The organism is Nocardiopsis protaetiae (assembly GCF_045446735.1).
Taxonomy (GTDB): Bacteria; Actinomycetota; Actinomycetes; order Streptosporangiales; family Streptosporangiaceae; genus Nocardiopsis; species Nocardiopsis protaetiae.
The window spans coordinates 22,852-45,009 of record NZ_JBJJBV010000018.1 but is presented as its reverse complement, the minus strand read 5'-3'; the positions used below and the strand labels follow the sequence as shown (position 1 = coordinate 45,009).

Genomic DNA, 22,158 nt, shown 5'->3' with positions numbered 1-22,158 from the left:
CGCAAGGCCGAGCTTCGCGAACGCCTGGCCGGGGACGGCCCCTCTCCGCCGCCCGAACCCCGCCCCTGACCCGGGCGGCACCGCCCCGGGACACCCCTTGGCCTGGGTACCCCGTTGCCCTGACCCCGACCGCACGGCCCTGTCCCGGGCGGCCCGTTCCCCGGCCCCGACCCTGGCGCCCCGCCCCCGCGACCCCGTCCCCTGGAGGAGACCATGCCGGTATCCACGCCGGTGCCCCTGTCCGCCACCCTCGCCGCCGACGAGGCCCTGGCCCGCCGGGAGGCGGCCGGAGAAACGGTCCTCTCCCTGGCCGGCGGTGAGATCGGGCTGCCCGTCCTGCCCCGGCTCCGGGAGGTGCTCGCCGCCGCCGCGGACCGCAACGCCTACGGGCCGGTGGCGGGCAGCCCCGAACTGCGCGCCGCGGCCGCCGGGTACTGGCGGCGGCGGGGGCTGGACACCGCCCCCGACCTCGTCGTGTCCGGCCCGGGGAGCAAACCGCTGCTGTTCGGGCTGATCCTCGCCGTCGGCGGCGACGTGGTGATCCCCCGGCCCGGCTGGGTCAGCTACGCGGCCCAGGCGGCGCTCGGGGGCGCACGCGCCATCCCCGTCCCGACCCCGCCCGGGCAGGGCGGGGTCCCCGCACCGGACCTGCTGCGCGAGGCGGTGGCCACGGCCCGCGCGGCCGGCCGCGACCCGCGGTCCGTGGTGGTCACGCTGCCGGACAACCCCACCGGGAACGTCGCCGCGCCCGAGACCGTCCGGGAGCTGGCCGAGGCCGCCCGCGACCTCGACCTGTTCATCATCTCCGACGAGATCTACCGCGACCTGGTCTTCTCCCCCGACACACCCGTCGTCTCCCCCGCGGTGTTCGCACCGGAGCGGACCGCGGTCACCACCGGCCCGGCCAAGAACCTCGCCCTGGGCGGGTGGCGTCTGGGGGTGGCCCGGCTCCCCGGGGGGCCGCTCGGGCAGCGGGTGCGCGCGCAGCTGCTGGGCATCGCCGGGCAGGTCTGGTCGACCGCCGCGGCCCCCGTCCAGGCCGCGGCCGCCTACGCCTTCGCCGAGCCCCGGGACGTGGTGGAGCGCGTCGCCGCGAGCCGGCGCCTGCACGGGACGGTGGCCCGCGCGGTGGCCGAACGCTTCGCCGGGGTCGGCGCCGTGACGGCACCGGTGCGGGCGACCTGCTACCTCTACCCCGATTTCGAGCCGCTGCGGGAGGAGCTGGCCCGCGCCCACGGCGTGCACGGGGCGGCGGAGCTGGCCGCCCACCTCGCCCAGAGGTACGGGGTGGGACTGCTCCCCGGGAGCGCCTTCGGCGAACCCGCGCGCGCCCTGCGGGTGCGGGTGTCCACCGGCCGCCTGTACGGCGCGGGCGAGTCCGAGCGCCTCGCCGCCCTGAACGCCCCCGACCCCCTGCGACTCCCCTGGATCGGGGAGTCCCTGGACCGCGTCGCCGAGGTCCTGGCCGATCTCGTGCGGCCGTGACCGCCGCGCGGGGACCCGCCGGGCACCCCGCCGAACACCCTGTCGAGCCCACCGTCCGACACCCCGCCGGACACACCGTCCGGCATCCCGCCGAACACGCCTGTCCACCCCCGTCGCCGAGGAGGCACGCCGCCATCATGTCCGTCTTCTTCGAATCCATTTACAAGGGCTGCCGGTACGCGGGTGTGGAGCCGCCGTCCGGCGGCACGCTCACCCTGTACGCGGCGGACGACGACCGCGTCCGCACCGCCTTCCTCTCCGCCACCGGAACGGAGGCGTTGGCGGAGGCGGTGACCGCCGCCGTCACCGAGGGCACCGAGACGCTCTCGGTGGCCGCCGACGACCCCGAGCTGCGCTTCCTGCCGCCCCTGCTCCCGGCGGACGCCAACAACTCCCTGATCAACGGGTTCATGGGGACGCACCGGTCCAAGTTCGACCGGGCCCCGGAACCGGACGAGGAGTTCACCCCGCCGAACTACTACATCAAGGGCCTGGGGTCCTGGCTGCGCCTGCCCGAGGAGCCCCTGGTCACCCCGGCAAACCCGGTCTGGCTGCTGGAGGAGCCGGAGATCGTGCTGGTCTACGTCAACGACGACGAGGGCCGACCGCACTACGCGGGGTACGGGTTCGGCAACGACCTCAACGACATCGGCCTGCACCTGGAGAAGCCGTGGGCCTGGACCCCCTACGCCAAGCTGTGCGAGACGTCGATCGCCCCCTGGCTGTTCCTGGGCGAGCCGCCGGAGACGGTGACCGGGCGGGTGGTCATCGAGCGGGACGGGGAGGCCGCCTGGGAGGGCGGTTTCTCGTGCGGCGCCGACTCCCTCTTCCAGCGCGTTCCCGACATGGCGGAGTACCTGTTCTCCTACCCGCTGCTGCGCCGCCCGGGGCTGGTGAACTACCTGTTCCTGGGGGCGGACAAGGCCAGCTACCACGACGGGTTCCGGATCAGGGACGGTGACCGGCTGGTCCTGCGCGTGGACAGCCACGGCGTCGAACTGGCCAACCCGGTCCGGTACGCCGACCCGGCGGGCTGACCGGGGGCCGACAGCCCGCGGCCGACAGACGACCGCAGGCGGCGGCCCGAGAGGTCGGTCCCGGGGCGGACGGCCCGGCGGCACGGTGCTGCGGTGGTCCGGCGGCGCGGTGGCACGGTGGTGCGGCCGGCCGGCCGGGCCCCGGGCACCCGGACACTCGGGCACCCGACCGGCCGCGCCACCGGTCTCAGCGGCCGACCGCGACCTGTTCCCCGACAGGGCCGGCTTCCCCGGCCGCGGCGGGGTCCGTGACCACCGCGGGGCCCGTCCCCCCGGCGGCGTCCGTGTCCGCAGCAGGGTCCGTGTCCGCGGCGGGGTCCGCCCCCTCCGCGGGCGCGTCCCCGCCGCGGCGCACCCGGGCGAGGTAGTCGGTGATGGCCGCCCTGTTGCGGACCATGCACCGGATGCGCTCGTCCATGCGTTCGCGCTCGCGTTCGAGCACAGCGATCGTCTCGGGTGTGGCGTCGGAGACGTAGATGGCGTCCGGCTGGTCCAGGCACGGGAGCAGCTGCTTGATGATCCGGGTCGACAGGCCGGAGTCGAGCAGTCCCCGGACCTGGTGGACGCGGTCCACGTAGCGCTCGTCGTAGTCCCGGTAGCCGTTGGGGGAGCGTTTGGCGCCGATCAGCCCCTGCTCCTCGTAGTAGCGCAGCAGCCGCGGGGACACCCCTGTGCGCTTCGACAGTTCGCCTATGCGCATGTGTTGCACCTCACAAACACGGCGATTGACCTTCACATTTATGGAAGGGTTTGAGGATACAGACTATGTCCACTCCTCCGGTAGAAAATGTGGCCTCTTCCCCCGCCAAGGGCGAAGAGAGCAAGTTCCCCTGGGTGGCCCTGCTGGCCCTGGCCACGGCGGCCTTCGTCGGCATCCTGACCGAGGCCCTCCCGGCAGGGATGCTGCCCGAGATGAGCGCGAGCCTGGCGGTCAGCGAGTCCGCGATGGGCCAGGCCCTCACCGTGTACGCGATCGCCTCCGCGGTCACGGCCATCCCCCTGTTCGCGCTGACGGCGACCTGGCGGCGCAAACCCCTGCTCCTGGGGGCGATCGCCGTGATCGCGCTGTCGAACCTGGTCACGGCGGTCTCCCCCGACTATCTGCTGACCATGGTGTTCCGGTTCCTGGGCGGTGTGGCCGCCGGCCTGATCTGGGCGCTCCTGGTGGAGTACGCCCGCCGCCTGGCGCCCGCCCACCTCCAGGGCCGGGCGATCGCGGTCACCATGGGCGGTGTCCCCCTCGCCCTGTCCCTGGGCATCCCGGTGGGCACCTTCCTCAGCGGGATCTTCGGCTGGCGGACGACGTTCCTCCTGGTCACCCTGCTGGGCGTGGTCCTCCTGGCCTGGGTCCTGGCATCGGTCCCCGACCATCGGGGCCGCCGGGGGACCGCGCAGGCGTCCGTGCTGCACGCCTTCACCAGCCCCGGGGTCATCGCGGTGCTGTTCGTGGTCGCGGCCTACGTCCTGGCCCACAACATCCTCTACACCTACATCGCGACGTTCCTCATCGAATACGACATGGGCGGGTCCATCAGCCTCGTCCTGCTGATCTTCGGCATCGCCTCCATGGTGAGCATCCTCGTGGTGGGCGCCCAGGTGGACCGGCGGCTGCGGGTGCTGACCATCGCCAGCACCGTCCTGTTCGCGGTGGGGACGACCCTGCTGGCGCTGTTCGCCGAGAGCGTGCCGCTCGTCTTCCTCGCGGCGGCGCTGTGGGGGCTCGGCTGGGGCGGTATCACCACGCTCATGCAGACCGCCGTGACGGACGCGGGGGGCGACGCCGCGCAGGCCCTGCTGGTCACCACCTGGAACGGGTTCATGGCCGCGGGCGGGGCCATCGGCGGCATCCTCCTGGAGGTGTTCGGTCCGAGGTCCTTCCCGTGGAGTGTCCTGCTGCTCCTGATCCCGGTGCTGATCGTCGTGGTCGCCGGCCGTCGGCACGCTTTCCCGGCCCAGCGGCCGGGCCTGTCGTCCTGACCCCTCCGACGGGCCCCCGGACCCGGTACGCCGCCGGGACCGGGGGCCCTCCGGTTGACCCGCCTCCACAGAAAAGAGACGCCGAACCCGGAGAAACCATGTTCCATAAACGCGTCGGACGCGGAGCAGAATTTTTGTCAACAGATCGAAAAGAAATACCGGGAGGGCCACAAAGGGACACCTTGACCTGCGAGTAAAAGACACACGAGAAACCGATCTCCGGTAACATACCGACCACCCCACTACCGCACCCGCCCTCGCCCAGAAAAGTTCGTGGCCGGTTTTGGCCATTCTCGGTAACATGAGAGATGCCAGAGTACTCTACAGATATGCATGGCAGATCTCGTACCGATGTTCATGAATGGATCACCTACCTCGAACACTGTCCCGACCAGGCCTTTCCACACCACCGCCGATCCGATCCCGGAAAGGCGGTCCTCCGGGTGCGTGACATCACCGGACGACCCACGGAACCGAACACACGGCACAGACCAGATCTAGGGCGAGGATCATGGGATTGTGGTTGCACAAGGCACCGTCGGACACGACACCAGCGGTCGATTGCGCGCCGTCGTCGGAATCCTGGCGGATACTCGTGGTGGAGAGCAACGAATCCGACGCGCGGAAACTCACCGAATGCCTGATACGCCACGGTCACCGGACCCGGACCGTGAGCGGCGGACGCGCCGCACTGAACACCTACAAGGGCTCTGACCTGGTACTCCTCGACCTGGACCTCCCGGATCTGGACGGCCTGGAGGTCTGCCGGCTGCTGCGTGCGACCAGCTGTATCCCCGTCATCGTCGTCAGCTCGCGGTGCACCGAACTGGACCGGGTGCTGGGCCTGCGGGCGGGGGCGGACGACTACATGTCCAAGCCGTGCTCGGTCCACGAGCTCATCGCGCGGGTGGAGGCGGTGATGCGCCGGGCGAAGAAACCGCGCGGACCCGGGGTCGGCGTCGTTTCCCACGGGCCCTTGCGGATAGACCCGGGAACCCGCATGGTCCACCTGTCCGGAAGACCGGTCAAGCTCACCAGGAAAGAATTCGACCTGTTGCATATCCTCGCCTCACAGCCGGACCAGGTGGTGTCCAGGAAGCACATCATGGACCGGGTCTGGGGAGGCGAATGGTCACAGCGGACCATTGACACGCATGTGAGCAGCATCCGCAGAAAACTCGGCGGAAAGGATTGGGTCGTCACCGTTCGGGGAATCGGTTTCCAGTTGGGGGCGGCGACGGTTCGCGAAACGGACCAGGAAAGCGGCACCTTCTCCTACGGGTGAGCCGCTGGGGGAAGTCGTCGGGCGGCCTCGGCGGCGGCCCCGCGCGGGCGGCGCTTTTACGGGCGCCGTCCGCGCGGGGATGCAGTGGAATTGTTAACGGGGCGTGCGGGTGTTCATGGGCGCTCGCCTTTTCCCGGGTTCAGGGCCAGGTAGGCGCGGATGCGGTCGGTGAGTTCGGCGAACTCCTCCTCGGCGGGGACGGGGTCTGCGGCCGGGGGCGGGGGTGCGGCGGGGGACGTGGCCGGGTAGTCCTCGGGCTCGGCCGGGCGGGGGCGCGGAACGGCCGCGAGGTCGAGGTAGGGGCGGACCAGGGCTCCGGCGATCCGGTCGGGGTCGTCGTCCACCGGGTCGGCGGGGGCGGCGTAGGCCCGTTCCCATCGGGCCGAGGCGGTGAAGGCTCCGGCCGCCCACGTGTCCGGGGCGGGGAATGCGGGGAGGCCGGGCGGGTCGCCCCGCCTGGCGGTGGTGGTGGCGGGCGGCGCGGACAGTGCGCGCGGAACCCGGCAGGGCGGTCGGGCCGGTCGGGGGCTGAAAAGCGCGGCCAGGGCGGTGGCCAGCAGCGCGGCGGCCAGGGCCCACATGCGTCCGGCCATGCTGTGGCAGGGCCTGCGGTGGCGGCTGGTAGTAGGGTGTTCCATGGTCATCTCCTGACTGGTGCAGGTGGTGATCACGCCCCGGTCCGGTGTTCGCGCACCGGTCGGGGCACCTGTGTTTTCAAGTTGTTCCAGGGGCGGGTGTCATTGGCCCGGTGGGGCTGCGCTTCCCACCCGGGCCGGTTCAGGCCGCGGTGGTCCAGGGGTTGTCGGTCAGGTCGTAGGCCAGGAAGAACCACACCTGCCGGTGATCCGCGATCCCGTTGTCACCCCAGGAGGTGGCCAGGGCGTCGACCAGCGCCAGCCCGCGCCCGGATTCGGCGTTCGGGTCCAGGCCGGACGGGTCGGCGGTCAGGTGCTGCCCTATTCCGCAGGCGCCCACCTCGCCCTCGCAGGCCCCTTCACCATCCTGGACTTTCCAACTCCCATCGATCCTCCCCTGGTGTACGTGGGGACCGCAGTCGATGGTCTCTACCTGGACCGGCCAGAAGACGTGGAGCGATATAACGTGGCCTTCAGCAACGTTCAGAGAGTCGCCCTGTCGTTCGAGCTCATCAAAGACGTCCTGAAGTTCCTGGAGAGTACGTGACAGCCAACGAGCTGAAGTTCCGCAAGAGCAGCTACAGCGCGCAGGATCAGGAATGCGTCGAGGTCGCACACTTCCGCAAGAGCAGCCACAGCGGCGTCAACGGCGATTGCGTCGAGGTCGCCGACCTGCCCTGCGGGGCCGCCGTCCGCGACTCCAAACACCCCACCGCCGGGCACCTCCCCTTCTCCTCCCCCGAGTGGACCGCCTTCCTCCACACCACCCGCGGCTGACACCCGCCCCATCCCAACCCCGAACCACATCACCGGTGCCCGGCACGGACTCCCGTCCCCGGCCGGGCGCCGTGATCGGCCCGGGAAACCGGTGGTCATCCGCCTGGCTTCCCTGACACGATCCGCACATGACCACGCTGTTCCTGATGGTCGGACTCCCCGGAGCCGGAAAGACCACCAAGGCCCGCCGGCTCGCCGCAGAGCACGGCGCGCTGCGCCTGACCCCCGACGAATGGATGCTCCCCCTGTTCGGCGAGACGGACCCGGGCGGCAAGCGCGACGTGCTGGAGGGCCGCATGCTCTGGCTCGCCTTGGAGGCGGCCAAACTGGGCACCGACGTCGTGGTGGACTACGGCTGCTGGTCCCGGGACGAACGGTCCGCGATCCGCTGGCTGGCCGAGACCGAGGGAGCGCGCTTCAGCATGGTCTACCTGCCGGTGGACGCCGAGACGCAACGCGCCCGGATCGCCCACCGCCAGGCGACCACCACCGGGCAGATCCTCCCGATGACCGAGGCCGACCTCCTGCACTGGCGGACCCACTTCGAGGAGCCCGACGCCGCCGAACTGGACGGCCACGCGATCCGTACCCCACCCTCCGACTGGGCCGACTGGCGAGCGTGGGCTGCCGACCGATGGCCCTCCTTCGCCTGACCGCCGAACCCCTCGGAAGTTCCCGGTGTTCCCGGCGGGAACAGGTCAACCCGGCTTCAGGAGGCCGTCGAACCCCGAGGCCACAAGAAACTCATAGGCCTCACGCGCCTGCCAGGGAACCCCCTGCTCGATGCCCGCCGCGAGGCCATCCCCGCGTGCGCGGGGAGCACCTGCGGGTCGCGGGTGACGGGAAACCGCGGCTGAGGCCATCCCCGCGTGCGCGGGGAGCACATCTGGATACGGTCGAAGAAGTCGAAAACGTCGAGGCCATCCCCGCGTGCGCGGGGAGCACGGCCATGCTCCGAGATTAGAGGTGGACGTCCGGAGGCCATCCCCGCGTGCGCGGGGAGCACGGCAAATGACCTGCACGGATTCCACGGGAAACCGGCCGATTTTATGACTTCTCAAGAAACGGACAAAACACCCGAACCTTGAGCGTTGTCTTCAAGGATTTCTACCGGACCCGGCAAGCCAGAGCAACGGCGCCCCCTGCAACCATCGCGCCCCTGATCACAGCCGCCCCTTGCTCTGCGACAACCCAAACAGTTCGCCCACATCATGAGCCTGGTGGAGCGGGAGCGGACCACCTTCTGAACACCCCACAGGTACGAGATGACCGACTCCCCAGCAGAAGTCTCCCGACACTGCCGGTGGCGTGACACCACCTGGAGATACACCGTCCCCCACGCCGAGTACGACCCTGAGACCGTGAAGCACTTCACCGTCCAACCGACCGAATCCTTCGGAAATGTCCGACAGCGACGGTCAAGCCGGGATCAGACATCCGTCGAACCCCGAGGCGACAAGGAACTCGTACGCCTCCCGCACCGGCCCGGGCACATCCTGCTCAATGGCCTACCCGAACTTCGGGTACTCCATCACCCGCTGGAGGTCGCCGACCACCATGTCGATGACGAACCCGGCGTCATCAAACCCCTCCACATACTCACCGAGGCTCAACGGCGCGGAGGAGCACACCACCTCCACCTCCGACCACAGCTTCCGGGCCGTGGCGAAAGCGCGCCGTTCCATGTAGGGCATGCAGACCAACAACACGGCGGCAGGGTCGATACCGTTCGCCGCCAGGACCCGGCGGGAGAAAGCAATGTTCTGCCCGGTGTTCACCGCCTCCGGCTCCACCAGCACCGCGGAACCCGGAACACCGAGCCCCAACGCACGCTCCCGGAAATGCACCGCCTCCCCACGCGGGAACAACTCCGCGGTCGCGGCACTGCTCCCACCGGTGAACACCGCCGTCGGGAACAACCCGGCCCGGTACAGCCCGGCGGCATGATCAGCGACGCCGATGTCATTACAACCCAGCACCACCGCGGCATCGCACCACCGCACCCCGTGGCGCATGCGGTGGAACTCCCAGATCAGCTCCGCCTGCCGCCACTGCTCCCGGGCGATGGTGCGCGCGCCGTCCACCACCTGTTCCTCCTCTGAGCATCGAGCCGAAGCTCTCACCCGGCCTTGGCTCCGCACGTCCTCTGGGCGAGATGCCCCGCGGCTACAGGCGCCGGTAGTCGGCCTCGATCCGCTCCAGGTGACCGACCGCCTCGTCACCGAAGCTCGCCAGCGCCTCCAACCGCTCGAACAACCGCACATAAGACGCGATGTCCGAGGCCCCGGTGATCGTCGCGGTGGCGGTCTCGGTCCCCACCATCACCGCGTCCTGGTCATAGATCGTGAAGGCGTTGCGGGGGAACACATCGACCGGCGTGCTCCAGGGGATGACCCCGACACTCGTGTTGCCGCCCCTGGCCGCGGCCTTCGCGATCTCCCTGAGCTGCTCGGCCATGACCGACGCCGCCCCGGCCTGCCAGCGCAGCGCCCCCTCGGTCATGATCAGCCGATACTCACCCGACGCATCGGGCAACGCCCTCCCGCGCTCCTGCCGCGAGCGGACCGACGCCTCGATCTCATCCTCGGGAAGGTCGTACAACGGTGTGCGGAACAGACACTCCGCGTACTCCTGCGTCTGCAGGACACCGAGCACGATCAACGGCTGGAACGCGCGGACCAGCGAGGTGTCGGCCTCCAGACGCGCGATGCGCTGCTGCGTCCGCGAGACGCTCCTGGCCATGATGACCCGCGTCGAGGCCTCCGCGTGCAGGGCCTCGGTGAGCGTCAGCACGTCACTCCGCTCACCCTCCCCCACCTCGTACACCCGGCACAGTGCGGCGACATCGTCAACCGACGGCAGCAGCAGGCCGCGTTCGATCTTGGAGATCTTGGACTGGGAGATACCGGCGGCCCTGCCCGCTCGCACCCCGCTGATCCCGGCACGGGACCGTGCCCGGCGCAGGGCACGGGCCAACCGGTCACGGCCCGCGGGGCCGTGACCGGTCGGGGTGTTCTCGGAACCCGTCATCTGCTCCGGTTCTCTCTCCACTCCTCGGGATGGCGGGCCCACCACCGCTCGAACGGTTCGGCCGCCGCGAGCAGGGCGTCCCTGGCCTTGCGATAGTCGTCCAGGGCCTCGGGCACCACCTCGATGCCGATGAACTCCCCGCGTTCGCTGTAGTGCATGCGCAGCGGGTGGAGGTCGTCCAGAAGCCAGAAGTCGTGGTCGACCACCTCCGGCGGCAGGGGGTGCTCGGCCAGGTCCAGGACGTGGATCTCCTCCCCCGCCCTGGAGTTGAGCACGTAACCCCACTCGCATTCGAAGCGAATGTAGTCGTTCAGCGGGGTGGTCAGCACCCGGACCCGGTAGCGGCGGATCCCCGCGGACTTCTCCTCGCGCAGGACCTTCAGCCACGGGTCCTTCCGCTCCCAGGTGGGTTCGGGTTCACCGGCCCGGTGCCGGGCGAAGTCCTCCCCGTCCGAGGCGACCTCGTAGTGGTCCAGGGCCTCCAGCCGGAACGCGGAGCGGGTCAGGTGCTCGTCGAAGAAGGCGCCGGCCTCAGAGGGCGTGAGCACGGGCGGCCTCCTTCAGCAGGTCGAGGGGGATCTCCACGGCGGACTCGTCGTCGGCGAGAGTGATGTCCAGGCCCGTCCTGGCCAGGGTGTAGCCCTGGACCACGATGGTGCCCCGGTCGCTCACGTAGACCGCGGGGCATTCGATGTTGTCGCCGCAGTCACCGGCGATGCGGGTCGGCTTCATCCAGTCCTCCCAGGGGGTCAGAGTGATTCCACCATAAATGGAATACAGCGGTCTGTCACCACCCGATCGGGGAAAGTAGCCAACCCTCTTGCCGTCCGCAGATTATTCCTCTACAACTGGAATCATCCACCGGCGGCCGCCCGAAGCGGCCATCCGAGAAGGGACACGCCAGCCATGCCCGAAGCCCCCGTCCCCGAGCGCACCCCCGTTCCCGCACCCCGCGAAGAGATCGACCTGGGCGACCTCGCCGCACTGACCGAAGGCGTCGGCAGCGCCCGCGCCGAGTCCAAGCGCCAGCCCTACAACTGACGTCCCACAACGAGCAGGTCCGACCCGTCACCCCTGGTCCAGGGATCGAACGAGAAGCGGGGAGCGCACATGTGGTTCGGCGGCGGCACCGGCACCGGCCTTCCTCTCCTGCGCCCCCGCGACTCTCTTCTCGTCCATCACGGGAAGGGGACGCAGATCTGGACCGACCGTGACCACCCTCCCGGACAGCTCCGTGTCGCCCGGCACGGCCCTCGGAGGATCGCTGTGTTCGGCCCCTGCGGAGCCACCGAGGAACAGCTCTCCCGCCTGGTCTCCCGCCTGGCCTCCCACCCGGTCCCCGACGACGTGGCCTGGTGCTGGCCGGGAAGCTACACCGTCGTACTCCTGGAGCCCGGGCGCACCACCGTGTGGACGAACCTCGGATGGGCCTGGCCCCTGTACACGACCGTTCGCGACGACATGACCCTGTGGTCCTCCAGTGCCCTACTCCTCGCCTCACTCCAGGGCATGCGGCCGAACACCGAACAGATGCGGGACAGGCTGCTCGGTCCCCACGCCTCCGAAGCCGATGACACGCGCTCGTACTTCTACGGTGTCCGAAGGGTCCCGCCGGGCCACCGGATCACCGTTCACGCGAACGGCGGAGTCGAGGAACACCCGGTCTGGCACCCGGAACCCCCGGACCACGAACTGTCCCGCATCCTGCGCGCCGAACTTGAAGGCTCGGTTGCGACCCGTGTGGCGACGGATGCCCCCATGAGCGCCGACCTGTCGGGAGGGTTCGACTCCACGGCGCTGGCGCTCATCGCCGGGCGCCGGCTGCGGGACCTCGGTCGTGACGTCCTCGCCGCCACCACCCACCCCGCCGGGGTCGAGACCGGCGGTGACCTGGACTTCGCCCGCGAGGCCGGACGAGCGCCCGGTGTACACCACGTCTGGCTCCCCATGGGTCCCGGTGATGCCCCCTACCAGCGGATGGATTCCCTGCCCGCCACGGATGAGCCGCCCCCGTCCGCGGTCTCCCACGCCTATTTGACCGGGCAGCTCGACCGGATGCGGGACATGGGCCGCCGACTCCACATCACCGGTGACGGAGGTGACGGGTTGCTGCTCACCCGCCCTGCGCACCTCTTGGACCTCTTGCGGTACGGCGGGCTTCGGCGGGCCCTTCCCGAGCTCGCGCTGTGGGCGCACGTCCGCCGCACCTCGTGGTGGGGAGTCCTGCAAAGCGCCCGTCCAACGTTCAAGGGCACCACACCCGCCACCCGATTCCCGGGGCTCACCCGAAACCAGCGGGAGACCATGGACGCCCTGCTCATCGCCGGGCGCACCGCCCGCGCCGACTGCCGGCTCGCCCGTGTCCACGGGGTCGATCTGCACAACCCCTACTTCGACTCCCGGCTCGTCCACCTCATGTCATCGGTGCCGCCCGATCGGCTACCGGGTCCGGCCCGGTACAAACCGCTGATGGCGGAGGCGATGGCCGATGTCTTCCCTCCCGTGTTGGCCGCGCGCACCACCAAGGGGGACGCCTGTCCCGACCACTACGGCGGCCTGCGCCGGGCCCTGACCGAGCTGGAGCGTCTGCTGGACGGACACCTCGCGGGCCTGGGCCTGCTCGACCCCGACCGGTTCCGTGGCACCCTGCACGCCACGGCGGCAGGTCTGCGACCCGGTCTGTACCCGGTCGAAGCCGCCGTCTCCCTCGAAGCCTGGCTGCGCGCGCTCACCCGCCACCGGCCGGTCCCCTGGGTACGGGAAGTGGAAAGGGGACGGGTGTGAAACGGACACGGCCGCCGCGCACCGCCCGTGGACCGGTCCTGGTCTGCCGGTTGGACGCGGCCGCGGTCACCGTCGACTACCGGACCGGCAGGGTCGCCGCCTCCCTGGACGTACCGCCCGGCGAAGGCGCGATGGTCCCCGGGCCGCCATGGCGCCCCAGTTGGGGAAGCCGCGAGCTGGAATACGGCTACCGGGAACCTCCATGGCCGACGGACCCTCCGATCGTGAGCTCCGTCGTCGGGCTCCTCATCGCGCTGGCGGTTCTCCGCATCGGCAGGCGCGGGCGCGGGCTCGGCCGCCTCCTCCGCTTCCTGGAGCACGTACGGCTGCTCCCCGGCAGCGACGCCGCCCCCTACATCGCCCGAACACAATGTCTGGTGGTCCGCCGTCTGGGCATCCTCGTCCCGCTGCGCGTCGCGTGTCTGGAGGAGTCGGCGGCGACCATGGTCGCGCTCGCGTTGCGCGGACACCGTGTCGTCTGGTGCCACGGCATCGCGGCCGATCCGGTCGAGTTCCATGCCTGGCTCACCACACCCGCGGGGGACACCATCGCCGAACCCGCGAGCACGGAGCGATTCCGCGCACTTGTGACCGTCCCCCGCACGAACACCGACCTCGAACCCGGAGAAGACAGGACATGAGCGAACCCGTGCTGTGGCTGCGCACCGACACCGCCGGAATCGGCCCCATCCGCGACGACCTGATCGACCAGTACTGGAAGTGGGACAACGAGATCCCCACCATCGTCGGATACAACCGGCAGACACCCCAACAGCCGGCCACCACCCGGGAGATCCACACCACCGCCTACGAGAACTCCTCGGACCGGCAGATCAAGTTCACCGTCTACATGACCGGCGGCGAACCCGTGCCGGTGGGAACGGCCATGCTCCTCATCGACCCCGGCCTGGCCATCGCCGAGTACACCATCGCCCTGGGCGAACCGGCGGCGCGCGGCAAGGGGGTGGGCACCGAGGCCACCCGCCTGGTCCTGGACTACGCCTTCCACGTGACCGGGCTGGAATGCGTGTACCTGACCGTCCTGGAACCGAACACCGCGGCGATCCGCGCCTACGAGAAAGCCGGGTTCCGCCGCCAAGGGGTGCGCCGCAACGCCAACAAGTGGCTGGGGCAACGGGTGAACGAGATCCACATGGACGCCGTCCCCGAGGACTTCACCGGCCCCTCCCTGGTCAAGGCACTCTTCAGCAACAAGAGGAAGTGAACGGCCACCGACCGCGTCAAAGCCGCGTTGGCGTCCGGGACGGCCAGGGGGTCCCCATCAGCCGCCCCGGCTGCAACGGAACCGGAGAAGTGGGGTAAGTGGGACTCGACGGCATGCACCGGCGGCTCGTCGCCGGGCTGGAGACCTCCGACGCGATCCGCGCGGCCTTCGCGGACCACCCCCGGCACCGGTTCATCCCCGACATGATCTGGCCGAGCGCGACCGGGTTGCCGCTGTACCGCACCGCCGACCCGGAGCGGTGGGCCCGGATCGTCTACACGCAGGACGCGGTGACCATCCAGGCCAACGACGGAGGGGCGGGACCGCGCAACGAGCCCAGCTCGTCGTCCTCCGCACCGCAGCTCATGGCGGACATGATCGCCGCCGCCCGCGTCGAACCGGGGATGCGCGTTCTGGAGATCGGCACGGGAAGCGGCTGGAACGCGGCGGTCCTGGCCTCGCTGGTCGGACCCACGGGGCAGGTCACCACGGTGGAGATCGACCCCGGCGTGGCTGCTCGTGCACGGGCCCGGTTGGAGGGCTCCGGGGTCCGGGTCGCCACCGGCGCACTGCCGCCGCCCGGATCCGGCACCTTCGACGCCGTCATCGCCACCTGCGCCGTCAGCCGCGTTCCCCCGGAATGGCTCGCCCGCGTCGGGCCGGGCGCGGTGGTCGTCACCCCGTGGGCGGCCTCGTCGGACTGGCAGCGCACCCCCGTGGCGGCCCTGGTCAAAGGCGAGGAGGGACGCGCCTCGGGGCCGTTCGTGTGCGACGCGATGTTCATGCACGACCGCACCCAGCGCGTTCCCGACGGGGACTTCCCCGGGCTGGGTCACCGACCGGAGGCGACCTCGGTCCTGCCGTTCACCTCCGCTCACGTGGTCGAACACAACGTGCTCACCCCGCTCATGCTCATGCTCCCGGGCGTGCGCGTCGGCCTGGGACTGCGCCCGTTCAACGGCGGCCACGGCCGGATCGTGTACCTGGGCGCGTCGGACGGGTCGTGGGCGTACCTGTGGCCGGACGGATCCGTCACCGGCGGCGGAACCCTGCCGCTGGCGGAGCGGCTGGGCGACGCCCACCGGAGACTGTCCGAGGCGGGCCTGCCCGGCCTGGCGGAATTCTCACTGGAGGTCGGCCCGCCGGGTGAGGCATACCGGGTGCGGGCCGGTTCGCTCGGAACCTGGGAGCACCCTCCCCGCCCACGCTGAACAGCGGACGCAGACACGGCCGCCGTACACCGCCCCGGCTAGGTTGAGCGCATGACGAAGATCGTCAAGCAGAGCGCTCGCGCTCTCCTGTTCGACGAACACCGGCGGCTGGTGTTCATCAAGCGCACCAGACCGGGGTGGGAGCCTTACTGGGTGTCCGTGGGCGGCGGGCTGGAGCCGGAGGACGCCGACACCGAGGCCGCCCTGCACCGCGAGGTCTTCGAGGAGGTGGGCGGGAGGATCGACCGGGTTCGCCAAATCCTGCTCGTCACCGACGACCTTCCCGGAGGCGTGGGCCTTCAGCACATCTTCGTCGCCCGGCTGGTCTCCATGGACCCGGGGCGGCGCACCGGGGCCGAGTTCACCGAGCCCGGCCGCGGCACCTACGAGGTGGTCGCCGTTCCCGCCACCCATGACGCTCTCGCGGGCATCCGCCTCCTGCCGCCCCGGCTCGCCGAGTTCGCTCAGGAGAACCTCCACGGGCTCATCGCCCTGGTGTACCGGGACGACGAGGCACCCCGGCAGGACGGAACACCGTGACCGCGTTCGTCGGCCTCAACGGCCCCGACAACAGCGGCAGGTCGACGCGGGTCCGCATGCCCGCCGGCCCGGAACCGCCCGCGCCGTGCCTTCGGCGGTCGGCCTGCGACACCGAGCGCTTCCTGCGCGCCGGTGTCGCCCGCCGTCCGAACGTCACCGGCGCCCTGCTGGATCGGCTGCTCTTCGACCCGGTGCCCCAGGTCGTCGGCGCGGCCGCGGCCCGCCCCGGGCCGACCCCGGCACGGATGTATCGGATCCTCGCCGCAACCGGCCCGTGACCCCATGAGGGGATCGGGGCCGGGCCCGTTCGGCGGTGGGCGGCGGCCGGTGTTCACCGAGGCCTCCGGACCCGGGGCGGGCCGTCGGCACGATTTTTTTCTTTCCCGGGCTGTCGGCCTTCGGAGCCGGGATCCCCGACCGGGGCGGGGAAACCGGACCGCGGCCGTCCGTTCCGGACGGGCCGCCCGGCGTTCGACCCACTCGACAGGTGTTCGAAAACGTGTTCGAATCGGACGCATGCGCTGGGAGAACCTGAGAGAGGGAACCACCACCGTCGAACAGACCGCGCTGTTCGACCACGCCCCGCCCCCGACCCCGGTACGGGGCACCGGGCGGGCGGGGCTGCACGCGGCCGGGCCCGGGCCGGTGCGGGCGGGCCAGGACGGTGAGCCCGTCGCCATCGAGGTCCGGGCCCGGTCCATCATCAACCGGGTCCCCGGCGACTCACCCCTGTTCCGCTGGAGCGTCAACCCCTACCGCGGCTGCTCGCACGCCTGCGTGTACTGCTTCGCCCGGCGCACCCACGAGTACCTGGACCTGGACAGCGGCCACGACTTCGACACCCGCATCGTCGTCAAGGTCAACGCCGGCGAACGCCTGCGCGCCGAACTCGCCCGCCCCTCCTGGCGCGGGGAGCACATCGCGATGGGCACCAACACCGACCCCTACCAGCGCGCCGAGGGCCGCTACCGGCTCATGCCGCAGATCATCGCCGCCCTGCGCGACGCCGCCAACCCCTTCTCGATCCTGACCAAGGGCACCCTGGTGCTGCGCGACCTCGACCTGCTCGAACAGGCGGCCCGGGTCACCGAGGTCGGCATGGCCGTCTCGGTCGGCTCGGTGGACGAGACGGTGTGGCGCACGGTCGAACCGGGGACCCCGGGCCCGCGGGCCCGCCTGGACGTGGTGCGCCGCCTGGCCGAACGCGGACTGGAGTGCTCGGTGCTGATGGCCCCGATCCTGCCCGGACTGACCGACTCCGCCGAACAGATCGAGGAGACCGTCGCGGCCATCGCCGCGGCCGGGGCCACCCGGATCACCCCGATCGTGCTGCACCTGCGGCCGGGCGCCCGCGAGTGGTACCGGGCCTGGCTCGCCCGCGAACACCCGCGGCTGCTGCCGCTGTACGGCAGGCTGTACGGCCGGGGCTCCTATGCGCCCGACTCCTACCAGCGGATCGTCACCGCGGCCGTGCGCGAGATCGCCGAACGCCACGGCCTCAACCGCCCGGGTTCCGCCCGCCGCATGCGGACCCCGACCAGGCCCGTGGACCGTCCCGAACAGCTCACCCTCGGTTTCCCCGGATAGGTCCCTCGTCCGGGTCACCGAGCACCGGGCCCGGCGGCGCTCACACCTGTCCCCCACCGGCGAAGCCCGTCCACCGCAGCTCGGCGGGCAGGTGCGACAGGTCGTTGAACATCACGACGTTGGGGGGTTCGCCGTCGTTGAACTCGATCACCGTGAGGGCCGCGTTCGCGACGCCGGACAGGGCCATCCATTGTTCGGGGGGCGCGTTCAGCACTTCACGAACGATCCAGGCGATCGGGTACGCGTGGGTCACCGCCACCTCGTGGGTGGCGCGTCGCCCCTGGCCGTTGGGCTTGCAGAACCGCGCCGCCAGGGCGTCCGCGGTCCTTCTCCCGGCCTCCGCCTCGCCGCGGTCATAGCCGTCGAAGAACCCCTTCCACGAGGGCGAGATGCCCGCGGGCTCGGGGACGAACGGAACGTTGTCGACGAGCTCGGCCGCCTCGTCGACCAGCACGCGCGGCATCTCCGCCGCGATGATCCGGGCGCTGTCCACCGCACGCGGCAGCGGCGAATGCCAGACGACGTCGATGGGCGCCCGGGCGAGCCGCCGCCCGATCAGCCGGGCCTGCTCCCGGCCGTCATCGGTCAGCTGCCCCAGGGCGTCGGCCGCCCCGTGGCGCACGAGGTAGAGGGTGCGTTGGGCCATGGTTCACTCTCCCCCCGCCCGCTCCGGGAGGTCGCTGCCCTGGGCGCGGGTCGACACCCGCTGGAAGCGCTGCTGCGCGGCCTGCGGGGACCTGACCCCCAGCTGCTCGGCGATATCGGGCCAGGTCAGACCTTCCGCCCTGGCGATAAGCAGCAGGCCCGCTTCGAGCGCGTCCAGATCGCCCCGGGCCGATTCGAGAAGCCGCAGAGCGGCACGGAGATCGTCATGATCCGCCTCCCCGGCGGCCGAGTTCGCCCGCCACACGGCGAACCTGAGCAGAGTGACGTCATCGGGCATGCCCGCGGCCGGAGACCACGGCGGCCGGGGCAACCGATCGGCCCCGGCCTCGGCCAGCCGTCGGCGCGCGGCGTCCAGCTCGTTCAACTCATCGGACTCGTTGGGGATACCAGGAACCATGCGACAACCCTGCCAACCTCAACAGCAAGTTGTCAACAAAAAGTTGATGCCTGATGGTCGCCCGCTGTGGCAGCCTGTCGGCATGCCATGGGAACTGCGAGAGCACGCGGGCCGCCACTACGCCGTGGTGTTCCACTACGCCCTGCCCGACGACGCCTGGGCCGTGGAGCTGAGTGAGGCGGTGCCCGCGCAGGCCGCGGAGGCCGAGCACGCCGACACCGCGGCGGACCATGTTCCCGGCACCGCTCTTCTGGTGGCGTTCGTCCCGGACGAGGACCCGGATCTGGAACCGACCGTCCGCGTCTTCAGCCCCGACGAGTACGTCGTTCCCTACGAGATCATGCGCTGGTTCATGGACCAGGTGGCCGACCAGGTCGAACGCTGCCGCCTCGCGTTCGAGCACGAAGGATCCGGCGCCGGGGCATGATCACGCCATGACCGGCCGCCCCGGTACCCGAGCCTTCCCGAGCAGGCATCGCGTGGCGGCACGACGGACATGCGGGCTCACCGCAGCATGGATGAGGCCGGTCCACCCGACCGGCCTCATCTGCATTTCCTGCCTTCGCCGCGCCCCTGCTCCTGGACCAGGGCGCCGGACTCGTCGCGACCGCGACATTCCTCGGCCACGCACGCACCGGGGCCACCGCCGCCTACGCCCAGCCACGTTCGATTCCGCTTCCAGCGCCAGAGCCATCGATGACCCGATGATCGCCGGACATCGACATGGCCACGGGAATTCCGAGGGCCTCTGACACGGGTGGGGTACCGGGGCGGTAGGCCCGCCCCAGCCGTGGTCTTGGTGCGGCGGCAGGCGGCTATAAGAGGGGTGCGGCCAGGTGGTGGGCGAGGGCGCCGGCCAGGGCTGCGAGGGTGTAGGCGGTCAGGCGCCAGGCGGTGCGGCGGTGGTGGCGGGGTTTGCGGTGGCTGTGCGGGCGGCCCGGGCGTCGGCGCGGCAGCGGCGGGGGTTCTGGGCGCGGGCGCGGCCGAACGGGGCCGTCGTCGGGGGCGGGTCGGGGGCGCGGAACCCGGGGCGACGGGGTGCGGTCCGGGACAGGTGCGGGTTCGCGGCGGCGGGCCGGGCGCGGGGTGTCGCCGTGGGTGAGGCGGGCGGCGTGGGTGTCCATCCAGGGCGGGGTCTGGCCGTGGGATTGGCGGTAGGCGATGCGGGGGTTGTCGGGCATCTGGGCGAGGAGGCGCTGTTCCCGGGTGCGGGGTGCGGGCGGGGTCGGGGCGCCCGGGCGGGAGAAGCGGTGGCCCCGAGGTGCGCCCAGCACGGCGCGCACCTCGGAGGAGAGCGGTTCGGTGTTCACCGGGAAAGGTCCCCAGTCTGGGTGGGCAGGGCCTGGGTGGGGAGGGTGAACTCGGCCCAGACCGCGGTGCCCAGCCCCGCGCAGAACGGGAAATCGACGACAGCCCGGGTCCCCCAACAGGTGGCCAGGGCGTCGATGAGCAGCAGGCCCCGGCCTCGCTCGGCCTCCTCCCAGTCCTCGACGGTGCGCTGGTGCGGGATCGCCGGGAACGTGGGGGCGGCTTCCCTGACCCCGTCGTCGACGACCATCACGTGCAGGCTGCGGGCGGTGGGCATGGACAGGGTGCGGATGATCCGCCCGCCGCTCTGGCCGGAGCGGGAGTGGTCGCAGGCGTTGGCGACCATCTCGCTGGCACAGAGAACGATCGTGTCGGCCAGGTCCGGGCACAGGCCTTGAAGGCGGTGCAGGTCCGCGCGCAGGTCCTGGCGGGCCCCGGAGAGCTCGGCCAGATCGCCCGGGTAGATGCGGCTGGCCCAGCGGCGCCCCGCGAAGCCGGGCGTGGGGGTGTGGAAGGGCGCGCTGGGACGCGGCACAATGGTCATGACGCACAACTCCTTGTAGGTAGGGAGTCCGGTGTTGTCCCAGGGCTCTGGAGGCGCTGCAATCGCCCCCAGAGCCCGTTTTCGTGCAGCCGCCCACCCAGTGAGCGGCCATCCCGTGGTGGGCGATGCCCACCAGGGATCGACCAGATTCCAGTCGTCGCCTCGCACAGCACACTGCGTTCGTCGAGGTCGGCCCGCTTCCGGAGAAGCCCACCGGAATCTCGCCTCACCCTTTAAGGTAGGGACAGGTCTTGGAAGTTACAAGGCCTGCATTTAAAGTAGTCTGCATTATGAACACATGTCCTTTTTGGTGCGGTGAGATGATGGGACTCCCCCGCCATCCGACGCGACGACCCAACGAAGGAGGCCTCCGTGGCCCAGGGCTCCCCCGTGCGCAGGCACTACCTGGTGAGTCAGCTCAAGCGGCTCAGGACCCAGGCCAAGCTGTCCCAGGAGCAGGTCGCGAACGAGTTGGGGTGGGACACCAGCAAGCTCTACAGAATCGAGAACGGGCGGTTCGTACGGCTGACGACGGAGGCCGTGGCCGCGCTCTGCCGCCTGTACGGCGCGAGCGACGCGCTCCGGGAAGAGCTGGTGGAGATCGCCAAGGCGGCACGCAAGCAGAAGCCGTGGTGGTTCCAGCACGAGGACGTGGCCGGCAACGCCTTCTACAGCCTGGAGAACGAGGCCACCAAGATCCAGCAGTACGCGATGGGGGTCGTCCCCGGCCTCCTCCAGCACCCGGACTACATCGAGGCCTTGATGTCCCGGGGAATCGTCACCGACCCCGAAGAGCGGCAGAAGCGCATCGCCGCTCGGATCGAGCGCTGCGAGACCCTCCTCAACCGCGAGTACGCGCCCCGGATCTGGGCGGTCATCGACGAGTCCGCGCTGCGCTGCCTCGTCGGCGGGCCGCAGGTGATGGGCACCCAGCTCCAGCACCTGCTAGAGCTCAATAAGCGCCCGAACATCGACATTCAGGTGCTGCTACTGTCCAAAGGCATGGCGCAGCCCTGCGGCTACACCCTGCTGCACCTCGGTGATGCCGACCGTGTGGGCTACATCGACGTCCTCCCCAGTGGGCACTTCTTCGAGGGCAGCAACGAACTCGCCGACCACGAGCACAGGTTCGAGCATTTGCAGGCGGCCGCCCTGCCCTTGGACGACACGCAAGACTTCATCCGCCTCTTGGCGGGCGAACTGGAGAAGGCCTGATGACTGAGCACGAAGCCATCAAGACGGCGTCGATGCCCGTTTCCCCCTGGCACACCGCGAGCTACAGCGCTGAGCGCGGAGAGTGCGTGGAGGTCTCGGAGGGGCCGGTCACCGGGGTCCGGGACACCAAGCACCGGGGGCTGGGCGCGCTCTTCTTCGGCGCCGACGAGTGGCAGGCCTTCCTCGACACCGCCAAGGGCACCTGACCCACCAGTGCCAACACCGCCGAACCTCGCCTGCGAACTCCCGGCAGGCGGGGTTCTGTACTGCACAGAACAAGCCGGGATCGGTCAGGGCTGTTTCAAAGCAAGACCGTGAAGTGAGGGCAGGTCGAGAGTTGTCAAGGCCGGTGCTGAATCTCCCCGGCTTGTTCAGAGACTCGTGTTCTGTGCTGTGACCTACGCCTTCAAGATGAAAGCGGCTGAGTGTCCGGTGTCGAGACGTGATCACACCAG

The 22,158-nt window shown here is 70.6% G+C and carries 27 protein-coding genes and 2 pseudogenes; 18 read left to right on the top strand and 11 right to left on the bottom strand.

The annotated features are described in order from the left end of the window. Positions 1-213: 213 nt before the first annotated feature. Together ACJOT3_RS05005 and ACJOT3_RS05000 are read left to right on the top strand one after the other, a co-directional pair. Entirely contained in the window at positions 214-1,485 is a 1,272-nt protein-coding gene (locus ACJOT3_RS05005; RefSeq protein ID WP_406969257.1) for a pyridoxal phosphate-dependent aminotransferase, read from the top strand. A gap of 137 nt (positions 1,486-1,622) precedes the next feature. Continuing rightward, complete coding sequence (locus tag ACJOT3_RS05000) at positions 1,623-2,522, top strand: FAH family protein (RefSeq protein WP_406969255.1); 900 nt, start codon at positions 1,623-1,625, stop codon at positions 2,520-2,522. A gap of 187 nt (positions 2,523-2,709) precedes the next feature. Here ACJOT3_RS05000 and ACJOT3_RS04995 read toward each other — a convergent pair whose 3' ends face one another. Beyond that, entirely contained in the window at positions 2,710-3,222 is a 513-nt protein-coding gene (locus ACJOT3_RS04995; protein ID WP_406969253.1) for a MerR family transcriptional regulator, read from the bottom strand. 89 nt (positions 3,223-3,311) lie between these two features. Between ACJOT3_RS04995 and ACJOT3_RS04990 the strand changes: the two genes are divergently transcribed. Continuing rightward, on the top strand, positions 3,312-4,499 hold the full coding sequence (locus tag ACJOT3_RS04990) for an MFS transporter (RefSeq protein WP_406969251.1): 1,188 nt from the start codon (positions 3,312-3,314) through the stop codon (positions 4,497-4,499). A 511-nt stretch (positions 4,500-5,010) separates the two neighbouring features. Continuing rightward, positions 5,011-5,784, top strand: a complete 774-nt coding sequence (locus tag ACJOT3_RS04985; protein WP_406969249.1) for a response regulator transcription factor — start codon at positions 5,011-5,013, stop codon at positions 5,782-5,784. Between the two features lie 113 nt (positions 5,785-5,897). Here ACJOT3_RS04985 and ACJOT3_RS04980 read toward each other — a convergent pair whose 3' ends face one another. After that, complete coding sequence (locus ACJOT3_RS04980) at positions 5,898-6,422, bottom strand: hypothetical protein (protein ID WP_406969247.1); 525 nt, start codon at positions 6,420-6,422, stop codon at positions 5,898-5,900. A 139-nt stretch (positions 6,423-6,561) separates the two neighbouring features. Then, positions 6,562-6,735: pseudogene (locus ACJOT3_RS04975) on the bottom strand (ATP-binding protein); the annotation flags it as partial. Here ACJOT3_RS04975 and ACJOT3_RS04970 point away from each other — a divergent pair. From ACJOT3_RS04970 to ACJOT3_RS04960, 3 genes and pseudogenes are all read left to right on the top strand, one after another. Continuing rightward, positions 6,733-6,867, top strand: a pseudogene (locus ACJOT3_RS04970) (Scr1 family TA system antitoxin-like transcriptional regulator); the annotation flags it as partial. The pseudogenes ACJOT3_RS04975 and ACJOT3_RS04970 overlap by 3 nt on opposite strands. 95 nt (positions 6,868-6,962) lie before the next feature. Further along, positions 6,963-7,196, top strand: coding sequence for a DUF397 domain-containing protein (locus ACJOT3_RS04965; protein ID WP_406969245.1), 234 nt, complete (start codon positions 6,963-6,965; stop codon positions 7,194-7,196). A gap of 128 nt (positions 7,197-7,324) precedes the next feature. After that, positions 7,325-7,849: a P-loop nucleotide/nucleoside kinase family protein gene (locus ACJOT3_RS04960; RefSeq protein ID WP_406969243.1), complete on the top strand. Its 525-nt coding sequence runs from the start codon at positions 7,325-7,327 to the stop codon at positions 7,847-7,849. 855 nt (positions 7,850-8,704) lie between these two features. Here ACJOT3_RS04960 and ACJOT3_RS04955 read toward each other — a convergent pair. From ACJOT3_RS04955 to ACJOT3_RS04940, 4 genes are all read right to left on the bottom strand, one after another. Next, positions 8,705-9,283 carry a YdcF family protein gene (locus tag ACJOT3_RS04955; protein WP_406969241.1) on the bottom strand — a complete coding sequence of 193 codons (579 nt, stop codon included), beginning with the start codon at positions 9,281-9,283 and terminating at the stop codon, positions 8,705-8,707. A gap of 79 nt (positions 9,284-9,362) precedes the next feature. Beyond that, a complete protein-coding gene (locus ACJOT3_RS04950) occupies positions 9,363-10,226 on the bottom strand; it encodes a helix-turn-helix domain-containing protein (RefSeq protein ID WP_406969239.1) in 864 nt (287 codons plus the stop codon). Beyond that, a complete protein-coding gene (locus ACJOT3_RS04945) occupies positions 10,223-10,774 on the bottom strand; it encodes a DUF6879 family protein (protein WP_406969237.1) in 552 nt (183 codons plus the stop codon). Before ACJOT3_RS04945 ends, ACJOT3_RS04950 begins: the two co-directional genes overlap by 4 nt. After that, positions 10,758-10,958, bottom strand: coding sequence for a hypothetical protein (locus ACJOT3_RS04940; RefSeq protein ID WP_406969235.1), 201 nt, complete (start codon positions 10,956-10,958; stop codon positions 10,758-10,760). The genes ACJOT3_RS04945 and ACJOT3_RS04940 overlap by 17 nt, the downstream gene beginning before the upstream one ends. Positions 10,959-11,132: 174 nt before the next feature. On the opposite strand from ACJOT3_RS04940, the gene ACJOT3_RS04935 reads away from it, so the two are divergent. From ACJOT3_RS04935 to ACJOT3_RS04900, 8 genes are all read left to right on the top strand, one after another. Continuing rightward, entirely contained in the window at positions 11,133-11,267 is a 135-nt protein-coding gene (locus ACJOT3_RS04935) for an albusnodin family lasso peptide (protein ID WP_406969233.1), read from the top strand. A gap of 69 nt (positions 11,268-11,336) precedes the next feature. Beyond that, positions 11,337-13,010, top strand: coding sequence for an albusnodin/ikarugamycin family macrolactam cyclase (locus ACJOT3_RS04930; protein WP_406969231.1), 1,674 nt, complete (start codon positions 11,337-11,339; stop codon positions 13,008-13,010). Between the two features lie 224 nt (positions 13,011-13,234). Continuing rightward, positions 13,235-13,651: a lasso peptide biosynthesis B2 protein gene (locus ACJOT3_RS04925; RefSeq protein WP_406969228.1), complete on the top strand. Its 417-nt coding sequence runs from the start codon at positions 13,235-13,237 to the stop codon at positions 13,649-13,651. Next, positions 13,648-14,235, top strand: a complete 588-nt coding sequence (locus ACJOT3_RS04920; protein ID WP_406969226.1) for a GNAT family N-acetyltransferase — start codon at positions 13,648-13,650, stop codon at positions 14,233-14,235. Before ACJOT3_RS04925 ends, ACJOT3_RS04920 begins: the two co-directional genes overlap by 4 nt. A gap of 113 nt (positions 14,236-14,348) precedes the next feature. Beyond that, a complete protein-coding gene (locus ACJOT3_RS04915; protein ID WP_406969259.1) occupies positions 14,349-15,446 on the top strand; it encodes a protein-L-isoaspartate O-methyltransferase family protein in 1,098 nt (365 codons plus the stop codon). Positions 15,447-15,497: 51 nt separating this feature from the next. Next, positions 15,498-15,986: an NUDIX hydrolase gene (locus ACJOT3_RS04910; protein WP_406969224.1), complete on the top strand. Its 489-nt coding sequence runs from the start codon at positions 15,498-15,500 to the stop codon at positions 15,984-15,986. Beyond that, positions 15,983-16,264 carry a hypothetical protein gene (locus ACJOT3_RS04905; RefSeq protein ID WP_406969222.1) on the top strand — a complete coding sequence of 94 codons (282 nt, stop codon included), beginning with the start codon at positions 15,983-15,985 and terminating at the stop codon, positions 16,262-16,264. The genes ACJOT3_RS04910 and ACJOT3_RS04905 overlap by 4 nt, the downstream gene beginning before the upstream one ends. 238 nt (positions 16,265-16,502) lie before the next feature. Continuing rightward, the gene (locus tag ACJOT3_RS04900) at positions 16,503-17,573 is read left to right on the top strand and encodes an Rv2578c family radical SAM protein (RefSeq protein ID WP_406969220.1); all 1,071 of its coding nucleotides are present in this window, start codon (positions 16,503-16,505) and stop codon (positions 17,571-17,573) included. Between the two features lie 40 nt (positions 17,574-17,613). Here ACJOT3_RS04900 and ACJOT3_RS04895 read toward each other — a convergent pair whose 3' ends face one another. Both ACJOT3_RS04895 and ACJOT3_RS04890 read right to left on the bottom strand, forming a co-directional pair. Then, the gene (locus ACJOT3_RS04895; RefSeq protein WP_406969218.1) at positions 17,614-18,219 is read right to left on the bottom strand and encodes a histidine phosphatase family protein; all 606 of its coding nucleotides are present in this window, start codon (positions 18,217-18,219) and stop codon (positions 17,614-17,616) included. A gap of 3 nt (positions 18,220-18,222) precedes the next feature. After that, positions 18,223-18,636 (bottom strand): DNA-binding protein, encoded by a 414-nt coding sequence (locus ACJOT3_RS04890; protein ID WP_406969216.1) that lies wholly within the window; start codon positions 18,634-18,636, stop codon positions 18,223-18,225. An 82-nt stretch (positions 18,637-18,718) separates the two neighbouring features. Between ACJOT3_RS04890 and ACJOT3_RS04885 the strand changes: the two genes are divergently transcribed. Next, positions 18,719-19,063: a hypothetical protein gene (locus tag ACJOT3_RS04885; protein WP_406969214.1), complete on the top strand. Its 345-nt coding sequence runs from the start codon at positions 18,719-18,721 to the stop codon at positions 19,061-19,063. A gap of 388 nt (positions 19,064-19,451) precedes the next feature. Here the strand turns inward: ACJOT3_RS04885 and ACJOT3_RS04880 are convergent, their stop codons facing one another. Both ACJOT3_RS04880 and ACJOT3_RS04875 read right to left on the bottom strand, forming a co-directional pair. Then, positions 19,452-19,946, bottom strand: a complete 495-nt coding sequence (locus ACJOT3_RS04880; RefSeq protein ID WP_406969212.1) for a hypothetical protein — start codon at positions 19,944-19,946, stop codon at positions 19,452-19,454. Then, entirely contained in the window at positions 19,943-20,488 is a 546-nt protein-coding gene (locus tag ACJOT3_RS04875) for an ATP-binding protein (protein ID WP_406969210.1), read from the bottom strand. The genes ACJOT3_RS04880 and ACJOT3_RS04875 overlap by 4 nt, the downstream gene beginning before the upstream one ends. Before the next feature lie 408 nt (positions 20,489-20,896). Between ACJOT3_RS04875 and ACJOT3_RS04870 the strand changes: the two genes are divergently transcribed. After that, positions 20,897-21,703 (top strand): helix-turn-helix domain-containing protein, encoded by an 807-nt coding sequence (locus ACJOT3_RS04870; RefSeq protein WP_406969208.1) that lies wholly within the window; start codon positions 20,897-20,899, stop codon positions 21,701-21,703. Next, positions 21,703-21,909: a DUF397 domain-containing protein gene (locus ACJOT3_RS04865; RefSeq protein ID WP_406969206.1), complete on the top strand. Its 207-nt coding sequence runs from the start codon at positions 21,703-21,705 to the stop codon at positions 21,907-21,909. Before ACJOT3_RS04870 ends, ACJOT3_RS04865 begins: the two co-directional genes overlap by 1 nt. Positions 21,910-22,158 lie beyond the last annotated feature (249 nt).